The organism is Paenibacillus sp. RS8 (assembly GCF_041956825.1).
In the GTDB taxonomy this organism is placed as follows: Bacteria; Bacillota; Bacilli; order Paenibacillales; family Paenibacillaceae; genus Paenibacillus_AQ.
This window is the reverse complement of record NZ_CP168131.1, coordinates 7,008,073-7,029,139: the sequence shown is the minus strand read 5'-3', so window position 1 is coordinate 7,029,139 and position 21,067 is coordinate 7,008,073. Positions and strand designations below refer to the sequence as shown.

The window sequence follows — 21,067 nt, the reverse complement described above, 5'->3', positions numbered from 1 at the left end:
AAGGCTGATACAGTGACCTTGCTTGGAAGGGCATCCTAAATCAGCGCTTTGATATGGTATGATAGGGAGAGGTTTACATTGTGCTTTTACAAGAATATAGCAAGGAAGTGGAGTTATGGATTTATTTTCTATGGGAGAGGACACTGGGGGCGGACGGCTGCTTGCGGACCGAATGAGACCGGAGAATCTGGATGAATATATTGGTCAAGAACATATCATAGGCCGGGGAAAGCTACTTCGAAGAGCGATTGAGGCTGATCAGGTCTCTTCAATTTTGCTCTATGGACCTCCTGGTTGTGGCAAAACAACATTGGCTCATATCATTTCTCATCATACGCAAGGGGAGTTTGTACGCCTGAATGCGGTGGAGGCTTCCGTAAAGGATGTGCGAGAGGTCATTGAACGAGCTCAAAATAATAAAACACTATACGGTTCTAAGACAATTCTTTTTCTGGATGAGGTACATCGGTTCAATAGTTCACGTCAGGATGCGCTGTTGCCGGCGGTAGAAAAAGGAACCATAACATTTATTGGTGCAACTACAGAGAACCCGTTCCATTATGTTAACGGAGCGCTTATGAGCCGTTCTACCTTGTTTCAGCTGGAGGCATTAACGAGTGAACACAGCCTGATCGCGATGCGCAGGGCTTTAGAGGACAAGGATAGAGGGCTTGGATTCATGGAGCTTCAAGTTGATGAAGAGGCATTAATGCATATCGCTACGATGGCTAACGGAGATATTCGGCGGGCATTAAATGCTCTGGAATTAGCGGCGTTAACTACCGCTCCCGAGGCAGATGGGAGTGTGCATATCACACTGGAGGTGGCGGAAGAGTCAATTCGGCGCCCTATTGTGAAAGCAGATGAATCGACGCAGTATGATGTGCTTTCCGCTTTTCACAAAAGCATACGTGGTTCTAGTGATGCTGCGTTGTTCTGGTTTCTATATGCGGTAGAAAAGCTTGGGATGGACCCGATGACATTTATTCGGCGATTGATTGCGGCTAGCAGTGAGGATATTGGACTGGCGAATCCACAAGCCATGGTCCAAGCCGTGAGCGCCCTCGAAGCGTATAGGAATAACGGTTGGCCAGAAGCGAGGCTAAACATTGCACAAGCGATTCTTTTTGCGGTGGAGAGTCCAAAGTCTAATGCTGTAGTTACTGCGATTTCAAATGCAATGGCGAGTATGGATGAGATTAAATCTGCCGAGGTACCCCTACACTTACGAGACACCCATTACAAAGGGGCTACTGCGTTAGGGCATGAAGGGTATCAATATCCGCACAATTTTCCGGGGCATTATGTGAAACAGGAGTATTTGCCTAAAGAGATTTCTCAACGTGTTTTTTATCAAGCTACAGAGCAAGGGAATGAAATAAAGATTCGTCATAATCAACGACTCCGACGCGAACAATAGTTCACTAGTGACTGCAACAACCTCCAAATCTCCCCTATTGAACAAAAAAAATAATTTATTCACAATATTATTTATTCCAAAAAAAGGCGGCCTAGAGCCGTTTTTTTGTTTTCTACGTTACATTTAATCACATGAAATAAAATTTTTTTATAGGAAAAGATTGATAATTTACCATAAGTTAATTAAAATGCTACAAAGTTACGGGAAATCATTTTTTAAATCCGATTGAAATACTTATAGTATCGTTAATGGTGTTAATAATGATGACAGTATGTGTTTTGTTATGTTTCATGAAAATAAATACTGTTTATATCAAAATTTACATAATATTTCATTTTATGGATTTTGAAACTCTTGCCGTTAGGGGGATTAATTTGAGCGAAGAATTATTAGAAATCAAAAATTTATCGACATCGTTCAGGATCGCAGATGATTATTATGCCGCAGTAGATGATGTTACCCTATCTGTTCGCAAAAATGAGATTCTTGCTATTGTTGGAGAGTCCGGTTCGGGAAAAAGTGCGCTTGCCTTTTCGATAAAGGGATTGCACACAAGGGCAAAAATAGACGGACAAATCAAATACAAGGGTCAGGACATCGTTACTATGACTCCTGCTGCACTCAACAAGCTGCGTGGCCAAGAAATGTCTATGATTTTTCAGGACCCTTTATCCGCTTTAAATCCGCTTATGATTATCGGTTCACAGATTGAAGAAGTACTCATCCTACATGATTCCAAGCTTTCGAAGAAGCAAAGAAAAGAGAAGGTCATTGATCTCCTGACCAAGGTTGGAATCTCCCGTCCCGAGCATACATATCAGCAATACCCCCACGAATTATCTGGTGGAATGAGGCAGAGGGTTGTAATTGCTATAGCGATTGCTAATGGTCCTAAGCTTTTGATCGCCGATGAGCCGACTACGGCACTAGATGTAACCATCCAATTGCAAATCCTTGAACTTATAAAAAAATTAAAAACCGATATGCAAGCAGGCATTATCTTAATTACTCATGATCTAGGGGTTGTGAGTGAAATGGCTGATCGAGTTGCGGTGATGTACGCCGGACAAATCGTAGAGATCGCAGATATTTATACGCTGACCTCTAATCCGAAGCATCCGTATACAAGATCCTTGTTGAACTCCATTCCAACCGTTAAAGAAGAGAAATCTAGACTTCATGTGATTCAGGGGATTGTCCCGCCATTACAGAATCTTCCGCGTAAAGGATGCCGTTTCTCGGCCCGGACACCCTGGATTCCGGAATGGGAGCACGAGGAGAATCCGCAGCTGCATGAAGTAGCCCCCGGGCATTTTGTTCGCTGCACCTGCCATAATAACTTTCATTTCCCTGATACTAACGAGGAGGCAAGCCACAATGGGACTTCTTGAGGTTAAAAATTTAGCGGTTCATTTTCCGATCCACGGCGGCGTTTTTCGAAGGGAAGTTGGCGTAGTCAAGGCTGTCGATAATGTTAATTTTACCATTGAGGCAGGGCAAACCTATGGTCTCGTCGGTGAATCCGGATCAGGTAAGACAACTACTGGTCGTGCAATCATTGGACTTAATTCTATTACTAGCGGTAGCGTGATTTTTGAAGGGCAAGATTTGGCCTTGAAGGGTGTGCGTAAGCAAAGAAATGTCCGCAAAGACATTCAGATGATCTTTCAGGATCCGTACTCTTCTTTAAATCCTAAGAAACGCGTGCTGGATATTATTGCTGAACCGTTGCGTAATTTCGAAAAAATGTCTCCGGGGGAAGAAAAGCGTCGAGTACAGGAGTTGCTTTTACAGGTAGGTTTAAGCCCTGAGAACATCCTGAAATATCCGCATGAATTCTCAGGCGGTCAGCGGCAGCGGATCGGAATTGCCAGAGCGATTGCCCTCAAGCCCAAACTTATTATTGCTGACGAGCCGGTATCTGCGCTAGATGTCTCCGTACAGGCACAAGTGCTGAATTTCATGCAGGACATTCAAAAAGAACTGAATCTTACTTTTCTATTTATCAGTCATGATCTCGGGATCATCAGACATATGTGCGATCACATTGGGATTATGTATAAAGGACGACATGTGGAGCAAGGGACCGCTAAAGATATTTTTGACAATCCTCAGCATATTTATACCAAACGTCTCATTGCTGCCATTCCTGATATTGATCCGAAGCAGAGAGAAAAGCAGACAGAGTTTAGAAAATCAGTAAGTATGGAATATGAACAAGCGCACCGGAATTATTTTGATGAAGAAGGCATGGCTTATCCATTAAAATCAATTTCCGAGACTCATCTGGTAGCCTTGCCTGAGAAAGGTTGAGAATATGTGGAAGATTATCGTTCGTAGAATTCTTATAATGATCCCTCAAGTATTTCTATTAAGTATTCTTGTTTTTCTTATGGCGAAGGCAATGCCTGGCGACGCACTCTCAGGAATGCTCGATCCGAATATTGATCCTGCGGCCATTGATGCAATGCGAGAGAAGCTTGGCCTAAATGATCCATGGTACATCCAGTACTGGGATTGGATCACTAAAGCAATACAAGGAGACTTTGGTCAATCCTTCCGTTTCAAGATGCCTGTATCAGAGCTTATCGGTCAACGCCTCATGAATACACTTTGGCTGGCCATTGTCACGCTAATCCTTACATACCTTATTGCTATTCCACTTGGTATTACTAGTGGTCGTTATAACGATTCATGGCTGGATCGCCTCATTACTGGATACACCTATATTGGCTTTGCCGCACCATTGTTTATTTTCGCTCTCTTAATGGTATGGCTCTTCGGATTTCATCTTCATTGGTTTCCTACTAGTGGCAGTGTTAGTCCCGGAGAAGTTCCGGGTACGCTAAGCCACTTTTGGAGTAAGTTATACCATTTGCTACTCCCTGCTTTATCAATGGCGCTAATTGCAACGGTAGGAACGGTACAATATTTGCGAAATGAAATCATTGATACGAAACAAAAGGATTTCATTCTCACGGCAAGAGCCAAAGGCGCTTCAGAGTCTCGTGTATATAATCGCCATATATTACGTAATTCCTTACTGCCGATCGCTGCATTTTTCGGATATGAGATTACTGGGCTCATTGGTGGTACGGTGTTCGTTGAAAGTATCTTCAGCTATCCGGGTATGGGTATGCTGTTTCTCAGCTCGATAACGATCCGGGATTTCAGCGTAGTAACGGCCCTAGTTCTTTTGTATGGGGTTGCTGCCATCGTCGGTGCGTTGTTATCAGACATTATCTTAAGTATCGTAGATCCTCGTATCCGGATTAAATAAGAAGATGAACACTTTGAGGTGAATGAAATGGCAAAGACAAGCGCAGAGATAGCTCTGCTGCAGGAAACAGATAAAAGTCCATCAGGCTTCAGAATTGTTTGGCGGGAATTGGTGCGTGATAAGTTGGCACTGATCTCACTGATTTTCCTATTTACGATTATCGCTGCTGTGTATGGGATTTCCTTATTTTTAGATCAAAAAGAAATTGTTACGGTTGACTTGTTCGCCCTGTATGAGAAGCCTTCGGCTGTGCATTGGCTGGGGACCGACTATGGAGGACGGGATGTATTCGGTCAATTAATTATTGGTACAAGAAACTCTATGTCTATTGCTTTTATGGTTACATTTTTTACTGGCGTTATTGGGATTCTAGTCGGGTTAGTCTCAGGTTATTTTGGTGGAACGGTAGATAATGTAGCGATGCGTGTTGTAGATTTCTTCATGATTTTACCTTTTATAATGATTGTTATAGCTTTTGTGAGTGCAGTTCCTAAATACAATACGTTAACCTTCTCCTTTATCATGACTGCCTTTCTATGGATGGGGATTGCCAGGTTAATTCGTTCCAAGACGTTACAAGAGAAGGAACTGGATTACGTTCAGGCATCTAAGACCCTAGGTTCCTCCAATCTAAAAATAATGTTCACACAAGTGATGCCGAACTTAAGCTCCATCATTATCGTCACGATGACTTTAAATTTGGCAGCTAATATTGGATTGGAATCAGGCCTATCCTTTCTAGGTTTTGGTTTTCCAGAAAGTACACCCAGTTTGGGTACTCTTGTAAGCTATGCGAGAAATCCGCAAACGCTTGAGTTCAGATGGTGGATCTGGTTACCCGCATCACTGCTGATCTTGGTACTGATGTTGAGTATAAATAATGTGGGTCAAGCGCTCAAACGTGCGACCGACGCAAGACAAAGAAAAGGATGATAAGGGAGGAAATGATTAAATGAGAAAAGCCATTCGTTCAAAAGCTTTACTAGTTTCATTAATGTTAGTAATGTTGTTCGCTCTTGCGGCTTGCGGCTCCAAGAACAACAACGGAGCGGCTGAGTCAACAGCAGCACCAAGTGCCAGTGCTCCTGCGGAAACCGCAGAAGCGACGGCAGCTCCTGAAGCAGAAGACGGACTTTATAACATTAAAGATTTCAGTAACATTAAGACTAATCAAGGTGAAGCTATTGATGGCGGGACAATTACGTTTGGACTCGTTTCCGACAGTCCGTTTGAAGGTACCTTGAACTTGAACTTCTATTCTGGAGCTCCAGATGCTGAAGTGCTGAATTGGTTCGATGAAGGTTTGTTAACTTGGGACAAAGACTATGTGTACACGAATGATGGTGCAGCAACTTATGAAGTAGCAGAAGATGGACGGACCTTTACCTTTACGATTCGCGACAATGTGAACTGGCAGGATGGAAAGCCGGTGACAGCAGAAGATTGGCTGTTCGCGCATGAGGTTATTGGTAATCCGAAATATGATGGTCCACGTTACGGCTCTGACTTTACGAATATTGAAGGTATGGAAGAATACCACTCCGGAAAAGCAAAGACCATTTCTGGTATTAAAGTTCTGGGTGAGAAGAAGCTGCAAATTACTTATCTTAAATCTTCCCCTTCCCTGTTAACAGGTGGCATATGGATTTATCCATTAGCTAAACATATCTTTGGTGGTATGGATGTTGCCAAAATCTCCTCATCCCCTGAAGTTCGTCAAAAGCCAATTGGCTTCGGAGCTTTTAAAGTGGAAAGTATCGTTCCTGGTGAGTCTGTAGTATTCGTTAAGAATGAAGATTACTGGCGCGGCGCACCTAAACTGGATAAAGTAATTTTGAAGGTAATCAACCCTACGACTGTTGTGCAAGAACTGAAGTCTGGTGGAGTTGACTTGGTGGATGCCTTCCCTATTGATCAATTCCCGGATAATGCAAAGATGTCCAATGTTGAGTATCTCGGTGCTGTTGACCGTGCATATACGTATATTGGATTTAAGCTTGGTAAATGGGATGCGGAGAAAAAAGTCGTTGCTACCGATCCTAAAGCTAAAATGGCGGATGTGAACCTGCGTAAAGCCATGTGGGCTGCTGTAGACAATGATACAGTGGGTAAGAAGTTCTATAGTGGTCTTCGCTGGAATGCGACAACTTTAATTCCACCTTCTCATCCGGAATTCCATGATGCTTCTAATCCAGGTGTACCTTATGATCCAGAAGCTGCTAAGAAGATCTTGGATGATGCTGGTTACAAACTGAACGGTGAATTTAGAACGAATCCGGATGGTAGTGAGCTGAAAATTAATTTCATCTCGATGACAGGATCGGACATCGCAGAACCATTAGCTCAATATTATGTACAATCCTGGAAAGCGATTGGTCTGAATGTGAATTTGGAGATGGTAGAATTTAATACGTTCTATGACCGTGTTGGACAAAATGGTGAGGATGATCCTACCGTTGATGTGTACCAAGGTGCTTGGACTGTAGGAATTGATGTTGACCCAACAGGTCTTTATGGTAAAGACGCGATCTTTAACTTCCCGCGTTACTCGAGTGCAGAGAATGATCGGTTGCTCGCTGAAGGAGTCTCCGAGGATGCATTCGATGTAAATAAACGTAAAGAGATCTATAAAGAATGGCAACAGTTTATGGTTAACGAGATTCCTGTATTCCCTACGCTTTATCGTGCGGCCCTAGTTCCGGTCAACAACCGTATACTGAATTATGGAATTGGTGATGGAACTGGACTTTACTATAATGACATTGCAGTTTCTGCGGATAAAGCTGTAGTAGCTCAGTAAGTAGGAATAGCAGGAATTAAATTAATACTATTAGTAATAAAAGAACAGCAGTTCAGATAGCGATATCTGAACTGCTGTTCTTTTTGTTTCTATTTGAATCGCTGGCTCCATAGTCATTTAGTTGTATTTCATACAACTAAAACCTCATTTTAGCGCTGATGATGTAGTATAACTGCAGTTCATACATCTATTTTTGGAATGTGAAGACAGAAAAGGGAGATTGGGAGAATTTAGATGTACATCATACAACTAAGTCAAAAAGAAATTCTAAAAACAAGAAATAGCTGTATTAAATACAGCTATTTCATAGGTTTATTCTAGGGTTTATGTTGTAAGTTATAGACTTCACTTAAGCTTGCGCTGAAGGAACGACCTTTTCTGCATATTCGATCGTGCCGCCGCCGAGACATTGCTCACCGAGATAGAAGACAACGGCTTGGCCTGGCGTAATCGCTTTTTGCGGAACATCAAAGTCTACGTTTATCGTTCCGTCTTTCCGTGCGGTGAGCGTTACACCTTGATCAGGCTGGCGATACCGGAATTTAGCAGTGCATTTTAGCGGCTCAGGACCTAGCTCATGCCCGTTAATCCAGTTTACACCGGAGGCAATTAGACTAGTGGAGTACAGGCTGTGGTGCTTGTCTCCTTGAACTACATAAAGAATGTTGCGGCTAAGGTCTTTTTCGGCTACAAACCAAGGTTCGCCGTTACCGGATCCGCCAATGCCAAGGCCTTGACGCTGACCCAATGTATAGTACATAAGACCATCATGGCGGCCTTTGATTTCCCCAGTGGCTATATCTACCATGTCACCAGATTGTGCAGGCAGATACTGGCTGAGGAATTCACGGAAGTTACGCTCACCGATAAAGCAGACGCCTGTACTGTCTTTTTTCTTGGCAGTATAGAGTCCGGCTTCTTCGGCAATTCTCCGAACTTCCGGTTTCGGAAGATGACCAATCGGGAACATTGCTTTAGAGAGCTGATATTGGCCCAGCGCGTTCAAGAAATAGGTCTGGTCTTTATTGTTGTCTACACCGCGGAGCAGCTTGTACACACCATCTTCTTCTATAACGCGTGCATAATGTCCAGTCGCTACATAATCGGCGCCAAGCTGAAGGGCTTTGTTCAGGAACTCCCCGAATTTGATCTCTCGGTTGCACATGACGTCTGGATTAGGCGTCCGGCCGGCCTTATATTCATCGAGAAAATATGAAAATACTTTGTCGAAGTATTCCTTCTCGAAATTAACGGTATAGTAAGGAATATCAATCTGCTCGCATACGCGGCGAACATCCTCTGCATCGCTTTCGGCTGTACATACTCCGAATTCGTCGGTATCGTCCCAATTCTTCATGAAGATGCCGATGACGTCATAGCCCTGCTGCTTGAGCAGAAGCGCCGTGACGGAGGAATCGACCCCTCCGGACATGCCGACGACGACACGGGTGTCTTGTTTTGCTTTTGTCATCGTAATCACCATTTCTGTACCCAAAATACCGGTTATTCATGGAACACCCGGCTCAAAAAGTATTATAACATACCTGTCTACTGTAAACCCTAAAATAAGAGGCTGAAAATAGAAAAATGTCCACCAGGGGTGAACATTTTTGCAAAATGTTTCGTTTGCCATTTCATTTGTGACTTCGAATATGATAACATAAACTAAGAGTAATCATCGGAATACCTTGATATGACAATCGCATGACTTACCAAATCAATAGTATACAATAACTAGAAACTAAACCGAAAGAGGTGCCCCTTTGAAAATATCAACCAAAGGACGTTACGGACTAACAATTATGATGGAGCTTGCACTGAAATTTGGTGAAGGACCGACCTCACTTAAGAGTATCGCTGAGAAAAATGGACTTTCTGAGCATTATCTGGAGCAACTAATCGCTCCTCTGCGTAACGCAGGACTTGTAAAAAGCATTCGTGGTGCATACGGTGGATACATTTTATCACGTGAGGCCAGTGCTATTACAGCAGGAGACATCATTCGTGTGTTGGAGGGTCCAATTTCTCCGGTAGATTTCACTGAAGAAGATGATGCGGCAAAACGTGATTTATGGTTGCGTATTCGCGACAGCATTGCAGACGTACTGGATTCCACAACGCTTCATGACTTGATTAATTTTAAAGAAGAGAGCTTAGCAGACAATTATATGTTCTATATCTAACAGGAATCAGAAATTCCGCGATTTCAAAGGGATTAGGAAGGTTCTTTGGGACTAGATGCCCACAGTTTACCCACACACTAATTATTTATTGCCCATTCAAAGTCATCAGCGATCTCCATTTGTCTGTTTTTTGTGACATGCAGGTAAATGAGAGCTGTAACTTTAGAATTACTTTTGTGTCCAATTCTCGCTTGAATTTCGGGTAAGCTTACTTTTGGGTTAGATGCGAGTAATGAAACGTGGGTATGCCTGAAACTGTGTGGTGTAAGACTCTCTGGAAGATCAGCCTTTTTAAGCACCTTGCGCATTACTTTACCAACACCTGTTATAGCAATTGGATACCCTGGAAATTCGCCGTTCCAAAATACGAAATTATCATTTGGATTAAAATTTACAAAGGATGATCTTTCAGTGTTTTGTTTCTCATAAAGTACTTCAAGTGCTTTGGCTACAGTATCCCCATAACTTAAGATTCGTTCACTTTGTTCATTCTTTGGCGGCAAAAATTCATATTTTAGTACACTTGTCCCATGAAGCTGCTTATTGATATCTATTGTTCTGCGCGTTGTGTCGATGTCTTCCCATTGTAGGGCAGCTGCTTCACTAATACGAAGACCTGTATAGGATAGTACGAGAAATAGAGCCCAATAATTCGTAGACAGCATAAAACGTGCAATCTGTAGAAATGATTTCAACTGATCCTTCTCAAGAAATTTGGGGAGGATTTGTTTTTTTTCACCGGGCTTTCGAGCTTGCTTTCTCTCCTTGGGTATAACTGCATCAGAGGTAGGGTCCTCAGATATAAGCCCAGTTCGTTTAGCATGCTTGAACATCAAGCTAGCTGTTGTGTGATGTGACGTTATAGTGCTTCGGCTACACCCTGTTTCCTTAAATTTGAATAGCAGCTGCTGGTACATACTCGGGGTTAAATCTCTTAATGAGAGCCCTCCAATTTCCTTGTTTAAAGTTCCCAAAGAGGACTTCCTCGATTTAATTGTATTTTTGCCTGGTTCCCTTTCAAGAATATATTCCTTTAACCATGTGATGCTCCATGAACTGATTGTTATGTTATGCTCATACACCAGATTTTTCTGTAATTTACGAGCCTTGATTAATATCCCGAAATCGACAGCTTCTTGCAAAGTATCAAAGCGGGGGGACTCCATTTGTCTACTGGATTTCTTTTCAACCCCATCTTGGACAATAGTACTTGGAACACGATATCGATATGAATATTTACCATCACGCTCTCGGATATTTTGAGGTAATTCCTCATCTTGATTTTTCTTTTTCAAATTTACCACTCCTTTCCTATTATGATATTGATAGAAACATGTGTTCTGTTTTTGGGTATATATGAACAGCCTTTCAGCTGGAAAGCACGAAGGTTATATTTGCACTTCAACAATACGAAGCGGTTCGAGATAAATTATGTAATTATTAATCGTAGCAAAAATACCAAATCTCTCTCGGTAGCGATCTATAGAGGCTTGTAAAAATTCCTCACTGACATTTAAAAAATCTGCAATCTCATGTCTGCCCTTAACTCGGGCACAATGGGCTTGTACAAGGGAAGAGAGGGGGACAATCCTTTCAAAAGCCCATTGCCTTGCCCGAAGCTCCTGCTTACGGTTTCTAATGTCGCTCTGATCAAGAATATTTCCAGTTGTTGTCTCGTAATGACCAATCTCTTCAGCGAGAATACAACGCTTTTCTATAGCAGATAAAGTCCTATCTAACCAAATAATATCGTCTTGGTATAAGCCTTTTATATTACCACGTAAAGACACTTCGTAGACTTCTAATCCTCTAGCGTCTGCATCTCTAAGAAGACATTCATAGGTCAAGATGACGTCACTCCTTGCCGCGCTGTGTTCTCTTCATTTTTACGAATTCCTTGAATCGTTCAATTTCTTCTAATTCTTCCGCTGTCCATTCTTCTCCATCATGGTGCGCAGCAATTGTTTCAATTTCACTGTTTTCATGGTCATCCTTCTGATGTTTTTCTTCATTAAGGCTTTCAATATTAGATAGCAATTCTGGACTTTCAGATAATATTTTTTCAACTAGTCCAGTTATAACATTTATAGCCTGATGACTTTTTATCGGGTCGGATGTTGCTTTTCCCAAAAGGTAGTCTGTGGAGACGCCAAAATAATCCGCTATTTTAGAGGCTAATTCAGCTCCCAAATTTCGCTTTCCCTTCTCTAAGTCATAATAATACTGAGCCGATATATCGAGGCTCGTGGCGACTTCAACACCGCTCAAATTTTTGCTTTGACGAATCTCCCTCATTCTATTCATATTAAGCCCCTCTTTTAAGCTATTTGTTTATTATAATAGCAAATTAAGCTGAATGGTTCAAACAGCTGATAGCTTAATATTGCAGATAAATTAAGCTTAATAAAGCAAAAAGGAGTAAATAGACGATTTCAGACTGTTTTTACTTGGTAATACGTGGAAATACTCCTTTTTACGAGTTGATTTAAGCTTTAATTAAGCTTAATATTTAAGCAGGAGGTGAGACGAGATGAATATTTCAAACAGAATTAAGCATGTATTAATTGATCAGAATCTTACACCATCAGATCTTGCTCGAAAGACAGGGTATACGCCTCAATATATCATTGATGTACTTAAAGGTAATCGTAGATGGAATGAAACAACGATAGAAAAGGCTTGTGATGCTTTGGGATTAGAATTTGAACTAGTCCCAAAGAGCAAGTAGAAAGAGAGGTGTGAGAATGAACACAACGACTGAATTGCGACCAACTATGGATGTTATCGATGTCGCTTCCTACTTAAACGTCAGTAAGTTTACTGTGATTAATAGGATCAAAGCTGGAAAACTCAAGGCATATAAGCAAGGAAAGCATTGGAAGATTAAACGTGAATGGTTGCTGGATTACGAAAATTCATTGTTTACCAAGGAGATCGCGCATGAGCATTAACATTCAAGCCGAATTGGCTTCTGCTAAGCTTCACCTGGACCGTGCTATTGAGGCTTCTATCCAGGCGAGGGACATCCGTCACCTTGGCAAGCTTGGCGCAGCGCGATATGAAATCGTTGAAACACTGATCCGGATGAACAAGGAGGCTGAAGTCATTGCCACAACAAGCTGTGTCAGCTGACCAGATGTGGAGACGTATGGAGCTTCGCCGGAGACGGTGGCAAATCCAGAATGGACGTTTGCTAGTAGATGAGCCAGAGGCTGTGGTCTGGTGGCTGGATCGAGAGATTGCGGAAATGGAGGCAGGGCAATAGTGTTGCTGTTGTTGCCTTGAAAGGAGGTGAGATAAGCGAATGAATGAACCTGTAACAGATACACCAGGTGAGGTCATTGATTACTGCAGCCAATGTGGTGCTGAGATCATAATAGGACGCACTGTTATCCGATTTGGCCGCGAATTGCTATGTGATGTAAATTGTCTGAGCGATTGGGTCGGGGCTGTGGAAATAACTGTTCCAGAAGTGCCGAATCATTAAAATGACCTGACGGATTAGGGCCCGTCAGGTCAACATAATTCAAAAATAATAGTTAAGATCAGCATAACACTGATCGGGAGGAGATTCAATATGAAAGCTACTGGAATTGTACGTAAAGTGGACGAGCTCGGCCGTGTGGTTATCCCTAAGGAGCTGCGCCATACCCTTGGAATCGCTGAGGGTGACGCATTGGAAATATTCGTCGATGGTGACAAAGTGATTTTGAAAAGGTATAGCCCTGGATGCACATTTTGCGGAAGCATGGATGATATTGAGTATCTTTCTGGTAAGCCGATCTGCCGCACATGTGTGTCCTCCATCATCAAGCTTCAGCCTGTGCCGACAAATGGCTGCAGTAATTAAATTATCTAATATCGTTCGCTGTGAAGTCTGTGGCCATATTGTTAATACCCGACTTATCCGGAACTGGAACGATCGGCAGGTCTGCACTCATTGTATAGCATCTATATTAAAAGTTAGCGACGAAGGAGAACTGTTGCATGATCAAAATAAATAAGCTTGAAATCGAAAATGTTAAACGAGTTAAGGCAGTTAAGATCGAGCCGACACCGAACGGGCTTACCCTGGTGGGTGGCAAGAATAATCAAGGTAAAACAAGTGTGCTGGATGCTATCGCTTGGGCGCTAGGCGGTAATAAGTATCGTCCTTCGCAGGCTTCACGTGACGGATCAGTAATTCCACCATATCTGCACATCACTTTGTCCAATGGTCTGATCGTAGAGCGCAAAGGTAAAAACTCAGACTTGAAGGTCCTTGATCCCAATGGTCAGAAAGGTGGCCAGCAGCTGCTTGACAGTTTTGTCGAAGAGTTGGCCATCGATCTTCCTAAATTTATGAACGCTTCCAATAAGGAAAAAGCCAACATTCTGCTTCGCATTATCGGAGTTGGCCAACAACTTCATGAATTTGAAGTCAAGGAGCAAGAGGTCTACAACCGACGTCATACCATCGGTCAGATCGCGGATCAGAAAGCTAAGTTTGCTAAGGAACAAATTTATCATCCAGACGCACCGAAAGAGCCTGTTTCAGCTTCTGAGCTCATTCAACAGCAACAGGAAATTCTGGCACGCAACGGGGAGAATCAGCGGAAACGGCAACGACTGACGCAGATTCAAGCTGCCTATGACCAACAGCAGCGTGAACTAGAACGTTTAGAAGCATTGCTCAACGAGGCTCATATCAAACGCGCTCAATTTGCGGAAGATCTGGATATTGCTAAGAAGGAGGCCTTAGACCTACTCGACGAGTCTACACAAGAGCTGCAGGCCAACATCCAGCAGATCGACGAGATCAACCGGAAGGTGCGGGCAAATCTCGACAAAGACAAGGCTGAGACAGATGCCAGCGATTATCGCGTGCAATATGACCAGTTGACCACTGTGATTAATGATATCCGCTCACAGAAGGCTGAGCTCCTGACGAACGCGAATTTACCGCTGCCAGGACTGTCCGTCGATGATGGGGAGTTGATCTATAACGGTCAACGGTGGGATAACATGAGTGGATCCGATCAGTTAAAGGTCTCTACGGCCATTGTTCGTAAGTTAAAACCAGATTGTGGGTTTATTCTGCTCGACAAGTTGGAGCAGATGGATATGGAGAGTCTTCAGGAGTTTGGGCAGTGGCTGGAAGCTGAGGGATTACAGGCCATAGCGACTCGAGTCAGCACCGGTGAAGAATGTAGCATCATCATCGAGGACGGTTATGTTTCCGGACAGGAAGGAATTCAATTACAACAGCCGCCAGGAGAAATCGATCCGGGACCAACGTGGAAAGCAGGTGAATTCTGATGCAAATTATTAGTGGTCGGGTTCAAAAGGCTAAAAAAGTAGTTTTGTATGGACCGGAGGGGATTGGCAAGTCTTCTCTGGCTGCGCAGTTCCCACGTCCATTCTTTATCGATACAGAAGGGTCAACAACAGAAATGGATGTGGATCGAGCGCCAAAGCCGACAAGCTGGACGATGCTGAAGCAGCAAGTGGAATGGGTTAAACAACAGGGTAATCGGTTCGGTACGCTCATTATTGATACCATCGACTGGGCAGAAATGTTATGCGTGGAAAGCGTCTGCGCCCAGGCAGGGAAGAAAGGCATTGAGGATTTCGGATACGGTAATGGCTATGTCTACACCAAGGAGGAGTTTGGTCGTTTCCTGAATCTTCTCAGTGATGTAATCGAAGTCGGAATTCATGTTGTATTGGTGGCCCATGCTCAGATCATCAAGTTTGAGCAACCAGATGAAATGGGTGCCTATGACCGGTATCAACTCAAACTGGGCAAGAAGACGAGCTCACAGACTGCTCCCTTAGTTAAAGAATGGGCGGACATGGTGTTGTTCATCAATTACAAAACGTTCAGTGTGGCTGCTGATCAGAAGGGAACCAAACATAAGGGGCAAGGCGGTGTTCGTACTGTCTATGCTAACCACCATCCCGCTTGGGACGCAAAGAACCGTCAAGGGCTTCCAGATGAGTTTCCATTGGACTATTCCTATATTGCACATATCTTCAATATTGGCACAGTACAGCATGCTGCCCCAGCACAGTCACCAGCTGCGTCAACGGCAGCACCTGCTCCGGAACCTGTGCAAACAGCACCGACAGCTGTACAGACTATGGCTACTGCATCACAGCCAAATCCACAACAGCAGGAGTTAAATCCTAATATTCCAAGAGCGTTGTACGATCTGATGAGTCAGCACCAGGTAACTGAGGCAGAAATCCAAATCGTAGTGAGTAATAAGGGCTACTACCCATATGACACACCTATCGCCAATTATGATCCCGGCTTTATCGATGGCGTACTCGTGGGGGCTTGGCAGTCAGTGTTCAGCGTGATTCAAGATACTAGAGACAAAAATCCATTTTAACTAAACAACAGGAGGAATCATAATGAACCAAAATACTGAGCGTGAACTGGGTTGGGACGACGAGATTCAAAAAGACGGGGTAGATTTTATCGTCCTACCTGCAGGTGATTACAATTTCACAGTAACGAAGTTTGAGCGTGGTCGCTTCAACGGCAGTGAGAAAATGCCTGCTTGCAACCAGGCGAAGATTGAACTGACTGTGCATTCTCCAGAGCATGGTGATGTTGTCATATTCCATAATTTATTTTTGCACACCAAGACAGAGGGTCTATTGTCAAACTTCTTCGCCGGCATTGGCCAGAAGCGTAAAGGAGAAAAACTGAAAATGAACTGGCAGACGGTCATCGGTTCCAAGGGTCGCCTGAAACTGGAGATCAATAATTTTAAGGGCCGCGACGGCGTTGATAAGACCAACAATCAGGTGAAGACTTTCTACGCTGCCGACGAGATTCCGGCAGGACAGCCGCCACAGCAATATCAACAACCGCAGCAGTATCAGCAGCAGGCACCTCCCCAGCAGGTGCAATATCAACAGGCTCCGTTTCCAGGATCACCTCCTCCACAAGGTGGTGGCTGGCAAAACGGGCAGTTTTAGGGGCTGGCTACTATGGCTATGGAACTTAGAAAATATCAACAGGAGTCTCGCGAATCGATTCAAACAGAGTGGGAAAAGGGCGTCCAACGGACGCTCCTGGTTCTCCCGACTGGCTGCGGTAAGACCATTGTATTTAGTAAGGTAATCGAAGATCGAGTAAGGATAGGCGAGCGTGTGCTTGTCCTAGCACACCGTGGTGAACTACTGGACCAGGCAGCCGATAAGTTGTCGAAGTCCACTGGATTGGGCTGCGCCACAGAGAAAGCAGAGCAAACCTCAATCGGTAGTTGGTTTCGAGTCGTTGTTGGCAGCGTCCAGACGCTTATGCGAGATAAGAGGTTGCGACAATTTGCTGCAGACCATTTCGACACAATCATCATCGATGAGGCTCACCATTGTCTGTCAGATAGTTATCAGCGTGTGCTGGACTATTTCAAAGAGGCGAATGTATTGGGTGTTACAGCTACACCAGACCGTGGTGACATGCGTAATCTAGGCTCCTATTTCGAAAGCCTGGCTTATGAATACACACTGCCCAAGGCTATCAAGGAAGGGTTCCTGAGCCCGATCAAGGCTTTGACTATTCCACTGAAAATGGACCTGACAACAGTGGGCCAACAGGCCGGAGACTTCAAGTCCAGTGACCTGGGAACGGCGCTCGATCCTTACTTGGAATCAATTGCTGCTGAAATGTGGCGAGTTGCGCAGGACCGGAAGATTGTCGTATTTCTTCCATTGGTTAAGACCAGTCAAAAATTCACTTCTATATTAAACGCAATCGGGTTTAAGGCTGCCGAGGTTAATGGGGAATCGAAAGATAGGGCAGAGATACTGGCTGATTATGATAGTGGTAAATATAACGTTTTATGTAATTCTATGCTCCTGACGGAGGGGTGGGATTGCCCTAGCGTGGATTGTATCGTAGTTCTACGGCCGACTAAAGTTCGAAGTTTATATAGCCAGATGGTCGGGCGAGGTACCCGATTGTTTCCGGGGAAAGAGGATCTGCTTTTGCTTGACTTCCTGTGGCATACAGAACGGCATGAGCTTTGTCATCCTGCACATTTGATCGCTGAAAATGAAGAAGTGGCTCAGGCTATGACCAAGCAGATAGAGGAGGCAGGGATTGCACTTGATCTGGAGACAGTCGAAAAGCAGGCGACTGAAGATGTAATTGCTCAGCGTGAGGAAGCGTTGGCCAAAATGCTGAATGAAATGAAACGCCGGAAGGCTAAACTGGTCGATCCGTTACAATTTGAAATGAGTATACAGGCTGAAGACCTGTCAAGCTATGTGCCTTCGTTTGGGTGGGAAATGTCGCCACCAAGTGACGCACAAGTCAAAACGCTAGAGAAGCTGGGTATTCTTCCTGAGGCCATTGATAATGCAGGCAAGGCAACGAAGATGCTTGAGCGTCTGGATAAACGACGCAACGAAGGGCTGACGACGCCGAAGCAGATCCGATTCTTGGAACAGCGTGGTTTTGAGCATGTAGGTACCTGGACCTTTGAACATGCGAAGCGGTTGATTGACCGGATCGCCGGCAACGGATGGCGGGTACCGGACGGCATCAATCCGAGAGAATACAGTGCCGAATAAATATTGGCGTAAAATTGATGAATGTGGGAGGCGTGGCCGATTCGATTATCGACCACTGGGTTAGGATATACAAATTAAAAATCAAATGAGATTTCTCTTTCAACTGCACGATGATTCCATAAAGTTTTACTGCCATCTTTATTGACCATAAATGCGGAATTTAAATGATCATAACTACTGGGGATTACAATCTCATCAGAAATAATAGATAGTCCCCAACCTACCGTTGAATTGTTATTGTAAATGACATCAACGGCATCCATGAAAGATTCACTAAGTTGTCTGAGAGAATCTAGTGCTTTTTCAGGTAGACGAGATACACAATTAGGGCATGTTATCTCATCTTTGGAATGAAGATGGACAATCGAAATTCTGAAAGTCTCTGAGCAATTATGGCAATGGAATTGGAACTTAAACATTAGACTCCCCCTGAAATTAGATTTTAAGAAAATTATACCAAATAAATGATAGGTTTAGCGAGTGAATATTAATGGAACACAGGAGGTCCTATGGAGCATAAATTTGATTTGGTTGCCTTGCTTGGCCATGTGGATCCTTCGTATCTGAGTTACCAGGAATGGGTCAATGTCGGCATGGCATTAAAATATGAAGGCTACACGGCCAGCGACTGGGACGAGTGGAGCCGGCGGGACGGTGGGCGCTACCATCCAGGTGAGTGCTTCAAGAAGTGGACGACGTTCGAAGGAACCGGTAACCCAGTCACCGGAGCGACTATTACGCAGTTGGCCAAGGATAACGGATGGCTGCCGCGGTCTTCCAATGATCGTGAACTGGACTGGGACGATGAGATTGCCTGTGGCGATTATGTTGTCATCGACAAGAACTGGATTGAAGGCAAAGAGATCCACGAACCGGCTGATTGGAATCCTGTACAGCAACTAACAACGTATTTAAGCGCTTTGTTTGAAGCTTCCGAGAATGTTGGCTATGTCACAGATACCTGGCAGAACGATGAAGGCAAGTATTTGCCAACGAAAGGGGTATCGGATCGTACAGCCGGTGAATTAATCCAACTGCTCAATCAATGCGGTGGTGATATCGGTTCTGTTGTTGGCGATTACGATGCAGCGGCTGGCGCGTGGATCCGGTTTAACCCGCTGGATGGCAAGGGTGTCAAAAATGAGAATGTGACTGAATTCAGATATGCACTCGTCGAGTCCGACACGATGGACATTGAGAAGCAAAATGCCGTTATGCGTGAGCTAGAGCTGCCGATCGCGGTGCTAGTATACAGCGGAGGCAAAAGCCTACATGCCATCGTCAAGGTAGAGGCGGCCAACTACGACGAGTACCGGAAACGTGTGGATTACCTATATACCGTTTGCAAGAAGAACGGCCTGTCCGTTGACAATCAGAACCGCAATCCTTCCCGGTTATCTCGGATGCCTGGGATTGAGCGTAACGGGAAGAAGCAGTTCATCGTGGATACGAGCATTGGTAAAGCGAACTGGGCTGAATGGCATGAATGGATTGAAGGCATTAATGACGATCTTCCGGATCCGGAGAGCCTAGCGGACTATTGGGACAATATGCCACCGCTGGCGCCGCCTTTAATAGAGGGAATGCTTCGACAGGGGCATAAGATGCTCATGGCAGGACCGTCAAAGGCAGGTAAGTCATTTGCCTTGATTGAGCTCAGCATAGCCATAGCTGAGGGTATTAAGTGGCTGGCATGGCAATGTACGAAGGGCAAGGTTCTGTATGTCAATCTGGAGCTTGATCGAGCTAGCGCCTTGGATCGTTTCAAAAATGTATATAACGCGATAGGGTTGTCGCCTAAAAATATCGGCAATATCGATATTTGGAACTTGCGTGGAAAGACAGTACCTATGGATAAATTGGCCCCGAAACTGATCCGGCGTGCAGCTAAGAAGAACTATATCGCTGTTATCATTGACCCTATTTACAAGGTGTTAACCGGTGACGAGAATAGCGCTGATCAGATGGCCCACTTCACAAATCAGTTTGACAAGATAGCAACAGAACTGGGTGCTGGCGTTATTTACTGCCATCATCACTCTAAAGGTTCTCAAGGTGGAAAGAAGTCGATGGACAGAGCTTCAGGCAGTGGCGTATTTGCCCGTGATCCGGACGCGCTTATCGATTTAGTGGAGTTGGATCTGACAGAAGAGTTATTGATGCAAGAGGAGAATAAGGCTGTCTGTGCGATGTATCAGCAGCTCTTTGAGAAGTACAATCCAGGCTACTTACAGGAACATATGTCCCAGGATGACCTGCTCAGTTCAAAACAGATGGAGGATCACGCCAAACGTGCCATTCCAGGTCAACAGACTATAGCTCAAGAGGGTGTCAGACAGGCGGTCAAGAGTGTTCGTATCCGCTCAGCTTGGAGGGTAGAAGGTACGCTTCGGGAGTATCCGAAGTTTGAACCAGTTAACATGTGGTTCCAGTATCCGATTCATAAGGTGGACGATGTAGGCAGCCTAAAGGACATCGATCCAGATGGAGAATCGTCACAGCCGGCATGGCAGAAGGCGACGAACAAACGGAAGGATAAGGCAAAAGAAAAGCGCCGAAGCCAGGCAGAGGAATTCGAGGAAGTCGTGAACAATTGTAATTTCGGTGATCCACCTACTTTAATGGATGTCATTGCATGGTACGGATCAACAGGAAAAGAGGTCGCAGAGCGTACCGTGAGAGACTGGATCAAGAAATATGGATACGAAATCGATAGGACTATCGGCTTCCGAATAGTCAAAAAAGAAGATTCGTAATTGCGGCGGCAATCATTAAAAACGATGAATACAGTTTAGTTACAATAATCATCTATT

Annotated in this window: 23 protein-coding genes; 18 read left to right on the top strand and 5 right to left on the bottom strand. The window is 44.2% G+C overall.

The genetic code is table 11. The features are described 5' to 3' along the window. Window positions 1-115 precede the first annotated feature (115 nt). The 6 genes from ACDZ28_RS32925 to ACDZ28_RS32900 all read left to right on the top strand — a co-directional run bounded on the left by ACDZ28_RS32925 (window position 116) and on the right by ACDZ28_RS32900 (window position 7,500). Window positions 116-1,420 carry a replication-associated recombination protein A gene (locus ACDZ28_RS32925; RefSeq protein WP_042130461.1) on the top strand — a complete coding sequence of 435 codons (1,305 nt, stop codon included), beginning with the start codon at window positions 116-118 and terminating at the stop codon, window positions 1,418-1,420. A gap of 374 nt (window positions 1,421-1,794) precedes the next feature. Beyond that, window positions 1,795-2,811, top strand: coding sequence for an ABC transporter ATP-binding protein (locus ACDZ28_RS32920; protein WP_375103804.1), 1,017 nt, complete (start codon window positions 1,795-1,797; stop codon window positions 2,809-2,811). After that, complete coding sequence (locus ACDZ28_RS32915) at window positions 2,798-3,733, top strand: ABC transporter ATP-binding protein (protein WP_042130458.1); 936 nt, start codon at window positions 2,798-2,800, stop codon at window positions 3,731-3,733. The genes ACDZ28_RS32920 and ACDZ28_RS32915 overlap by 14 nt, the downstream gene beginning before the upstream one ends. Before the next feature lie 4 nt (window positions 3,734-3,737). Next, complete coding sequence (gene opp4B / locus ACDZ28_RS32910) at window positions 3,738-4,700, top strand: oligopeptide ABC transporter permease (protein ID WP_042130456.1); 963 nt, start codon at window positions 3,738-3,740, stop codon at window positions 4,698-4,700. A 27-nt stretch (window positions 4,701-4,727) separates the two neighbouring features. Then, window positions 4,728-5,633 (top strand): ABC transporter permease, encoded by a 906-nt coding sequence (locus ACDZ28_RS32905; protein ID WP_375103803.1) that lies wholly within the window; start codon window positions 4,728-4,730, stop codon window positions 5,631-5,633. Window positions 5,634-5,652: 19 nt separating this feature from the next. Beyond that, window positions 5,653-7,500 carry an oligopeptide ABC transporter substrate-binding protein gene (locus ACDZ28_RS32900; RefSeq protein WP_042130453.1) on the top strand — a complete coding sequence of 616 codons (1,848 nt, stop codon included), beginning with the start codon at window positions 5,653-5,655 and terminating at the stop codon, window positions 7,498-7,500. Window positions 7,501-7,849: 349 nt separating this feature from the next. Here ACDZ28_RS32900 and mnmA read toward each other — a convergent pair whose 3' ends face one another. Next, window positions 7,850-8,971, bottom strand: coding sequence for a tRNA 2-thiouridine(34) synthase MnmA (mnmA, locus tag ACDZ28_RS32895; protein WP_042130452.1), 1,122 nt, complete (start codon window positions 8,969-8,971; stop codon window positions 7,850-7,852). Between the two features lie 292 nt (window positions 8,972-9,263). Between mnmA and cymR the strand changes: the two genes are divergently transcribed. Further along, window positions 9,264-9,683 carry a cysteine metabolism transcriptional regulator CymR gene (gene cymR / locus ACDZ28_RS32890; RefSeq protein ID WP_042130450.1) on the top strand — a complete coding sequence of 140 codons (420 nt, stop codon included), beginning with the start codon at window positions 9,264-9,266 and terminating at the stop codon, window positions 9,681-9,683. 77 nt (window positions 9,684-9,760) lie between these two features. Here the strand turns inward: cymR and ACDZ28_RS32885 are convergent, their stop codons facing one another. The 3 genes from ACDZ28_RS32885 to ACDZ28_RS32875 form a co-directional block, all read right to left on the bottom strand. Beyond that, window positions 9,761-10,978, bottom strand: coding sequence for a tyrosine-type recombinase/integrase (locus ACDZ28_RS32885; RefSeq protein WP_375103802.1), 1,218 nt, complete (start codon window positions 10,976-10,978; stop codon window positions 9,761-9,763). Window positions 10,979-11,071: 93 nt separating this feature from the next. Next, the gene (locus ACDZ28_RS32880) at window positions 11,072-11,530 is read right to left on the bottom strand and encodes an ImmA/IrrE family metallo-endopeptidase (RefSeq protein ID WP_375103801.1); all 459 of its coding nucleotides are present in this window, start codon (window positions 11,528-11,530) and stop codon (window positions 11,072-11,074) included. 7 nt (window positions 11,531-11,537) lie between these two features. Continuing rightward, window positions 11,538-11,987: a helix-turn-helix domain-containing protein gene (locus ACDZ28_RS32875; protein ID WP_375103800.1), complete on the bottom strand. Its 450-nt coding sequence runs from the start codon at window positions 11,985-11,987 to the stop codon at window positions 11,538-11,540. A 226-nt stretch (window positions 11,988-12,213) separates the two neighbouring features. Between ACDZ28_RS32875 and ACDZ28_RS32870 the strand changes: the two genes are divergently transcribed. The 10 genes from ACDZ28_RS32870 (at window position 12,214) to ACDZ28_RS32825 (ending at window position 18,254) form a co-directional block, all read left to right on the top strand. Then, window positions 12,214-12,411, top strand: a complete 198-nt coding sequence (locus ACDZ28_RS32870) for a helix-turn-helix domain-containing protein (RefSeq protein ID WP_375103799.1) — start codon at window positions 12,214-12,216, stop codon at window positions 12,409-12,411. Between the two features lie 16 nt (window positions 12,412-12,427). Further along, on the top strand, window positions 12,428-12,634 hold the full coding sequence (locus ACDZ28_RS32865; RefSeq protein WP_375103798.1) for a helix-turn-helix domain-containing protein: 207 nt from the start codon (window positions 12,428-12,430) through the stop codon (window positions 12,632-12,634). Continuing rightward, entirely contained in the window at window positions 12,624-12,815 is a 192-nt protein-coding gene (locus tag ACDZ28_RS32860; RefSeq protein ID WP_375103797.1) for a hypothetical protein, read from the top strand. The genes ACDZ28_RS32865 and ACDZ28_RS32860 overlap by 11 nt, the downstream gene beginning before the upstream one ends. Then, the gene (locus ACDZ28_RS32855) at window positions 12,790-12,948 is read left to right on the top strand and encodes a hypothetical protein (protein WP_375103796.1); all 159 of its coding nucleotides are present in this window, start codon (window positions 12,790-12,792) and stop codon (window positions 12,946-12,948) included. Before ACDZ28_RS32860 ends, ACDZ28_RS32855 begins: the two co-directional genes overlap by 26 nt. Window positions 12,949-12,987: 39 nt before the next feature. Beyond that, window positions 12,988-13,170 (top strand): hypothetical protein, encoded by a 183-nt coding sequence (locus ACDZ28_RS32850; protein WP_375103795.1) that lies wholly within the window; start codon window positions 12,988-12,990, stop codon window positions 13,168-13,170. 90 nt (window positions 13,171-13,260) lie between these two features. Further along, the gene (locus tag ACDZ28_RS32845) at window positions 13,261-13,533 is read left to right on the top strand and encodes an AbrB/MazE/SpoVT family DNA-binding domain-containing protein (RefSeq protein ID WP_375103794.1); all 273 of its coding nucleotides are present in this window, start codon (window positions 13,261-13,263) and stop codon (window positions 13,531-13,533) included. Window positions 13,534-13,670: 137 nt separating this feature from the next. Continuing rightward, on the top strand, window positions 13,671-14,981 hold the full coding sequence (locus ACDZ28_RS32840) for an AAA family ATPase (RefSeq protein WP_375103793.1): 1,311 nt from the start codon (window positions 13,671-13,673) through the stop codon (window positions 14,979-14,981). Continuing rightward, window positions 14,981-16,060: an ATP-binding protein gene (locus tag ACDZ28_RS32835; RefSeq protein WP_375103792.1), complete on the top strand. Its 1,080-nt coding sequence runs from the start codon at window positions 14,981-14,983 to the stop codon at window positions 16,058-16,060. The genes ACDZ28_RS32840 and ACDZ28_RS32835 overlap by 1 nt, the downstream gene beginning before the upstream one ends. A gap of 22 nt (window positions 16,061-16,082) precedes the next feature. Then, window positions 16,083-16,655, top strand: a complete 573-nt coding sequence (locus tag ACDZ28_RS32830) for a hypothetical protein (RefSeq protein WP_375103791.1) — start codon at window positions 16,083-16,085, stop codon at window positions 16,653-16,655. Between the two features lie 12 nt (window positions 16,656-16,667). Further along, window positions 16,668-18,254 carry a DEAD/DEAH box helicase gene (locus ACDZ28_RS32825; RefSeq protein ID WP_375103790.1) on the top strand — a complete coding sequence of 529 codons (1,587 nt, stop codon included), beginning with the start codon at window positions 16,668-16,670 and terminating at the stop codon, window positions 18,252-18,254. A 74-nt stretch (window positions 18,255-18,328) separates the two neighbouring features. On the opposite strand, the gene ACDZ28_RS32820 is transcribed toward ACDZ28_RS32825, so the two are convergent. Next, the gene (locus ACDZ28_RS32820) at window positions 18,329-18,673 is read right to left on the bottom strand and encodes a hypothetical protein (RefSeq protein WP_375103789.1); all 345 of its coding nucleotides are present in this window, start codon (window positions 18,671-18,673) and stop codon (window positions 18,329-18,331) included. A gap of 90 nt (window positions 18,674-18,763) precedes the next feature. Between ACDZ28_RS32820 and ACDZ28_RS32815 the strand changes: the two genes are divergently transcribed. After that, the gene (locus ACDZ28_RS32815; protein ID WP_375103788.1) at window positions 18,764-21,010 is read left to right on the top strand and encodes an AAA family ATPase; all 2,247 of its coding nucleotides are present in this window, start codon (window positions 18,764-18,766) and stop codon (window positions 21,008-21,010) included. Window positions 21,011-21,067 lie beyond the last annotated feature (57 nt).

Excerpts from the sequence above, each read along its gene's own strand:
- ACDZ28_RS32925 (WP_042130461.1), top strand. The coding sequence starts at position 116 with ATGGATTTATTTTCTATGGGAGAGGACACTGGGGGCGGACGGCTGCTT.
- ACDZ28_RS32915 (WP_042130458.1), top strand. The coding sequence starts at position 2,798 with ATGGGACTTCTTGAGGTTAAAAATTTAGCGGTTCATTTTCCGATCCAC.
- opp4B (WP_042130456.1), top strand. The coding sequence starts at position 3,738 with ATGTGGAAGATTATCGTTCGTAGAATTCTTATAATGATCCCTCAAGTA.
- ACDZ28_RS32905 (WP_375103803.1), top strand. The coding sequence starts at position 4,728 with ATGGCAAAGACAAGCGCAGAGATAGCTCTGCTGCAGGAAACAGATAAA.
- ACDZ28_RS32900 (WP_042130453.1), top strand. The coding sequence starts at position 5,653 with ATGAGAAAAGCCATTCGTTCAAAAGCTTTACTAGTTTCATTAATGTTA.
- mnmA (WP_042130452.1), bottom strand. The coding sequence starts at position 8,971 with ATGACAAAAGCAAAACAAGACACCCGTGTCGTCGTCGGCATGTCCGGA.
- ACDZ28_RS32875 (WP_375103800.1), bottom strand. The coding sequence starts at position 11,987 with ATGAATAGAATGAGGGAGATTCGTCAAAGCAAAAATTTGAGCGGTGTT.
- ACDZ28_RS32870 (WP_375103799.1), top strand. The coding sequence starts at position 12,214 with ATGAATATTTCAAACAGAATTAAGCATGTATTAATTGATCAGAATCTT.
- ACDZ28_RS32865 (WP_375103798.1), top strand. The coding sequence starts at position 12,428 with ATGAACACAACGACTGAATTGCGACCAACTATGGATGTTATCGATGTC.
- ACDZ28_RS32860 (WP_375103797.1), top strand. The coding sequence starts at position 12,624 with ATGAGCATTAACATTCAAGCCGAATTGGCTTCTGCTAAGCTTCACCTG.
- ACDZ28_RS32850 (WP_375103795.1), top strand. The coding sequence starts at position 12,988 with ATGAATGAACCTGTAACAGATACACCAGGTGAGGTCATTGATTACTGC.
- ACDZ28_RS32845 (WP_375103794.1), top strand. The coding sequence starts at position 13,261 with ATGAAAGCTACTGGAATTGTACGTAAAGTGGACGAGCTCGGCCGTGTG.
- ACDZ28_RS32840 (WP_375103793.1), top strand. The coding sequence starts at position 13,671 with ATGATCAAAATAAATAAGCTTGAAATCGAAAATGTTAAACGAGTTAAG.
- ACDZ28_RS32835 (WP_375103792.1), top strand. The coding sequence starts at position 14,981 with ATGCAAATTATTAGTGGTCGGGTTCAAAAGGCTAAAAAAGTAGTTTTG.
- ACDZ28_RS32830 (WP_375103791.1), top strand. The coding sequence starts at position 16,083 with ATGAACCAAAATACTGAGCGTGAACTGGGTTGGGACGACGAGATTCAA.
- ACDZ28_RS32825 (WP_375103790.1), top strand. The coding sequence starts at position 16,668 with ATGGCTATGGAACTTAGAAAATATCAACAGGAGTCTCGCGAATCGATT.
- ACDZ28_RS32820 (WP_375103789.1), bottom strand. The coding sequence starts at position 18,673 with ATGTTTAAGTTCCAATTCCATTGCCATAATTGCTCAGAGACTTTCAGA.
- ACDZ28_RS32815 (WP_375103788.1), top strand. The coding sequence starts at position 18,764 with ATGGAGCATAAATTTGATTTGGTTGCCTTGCTTGGCCATGTGGATCCT.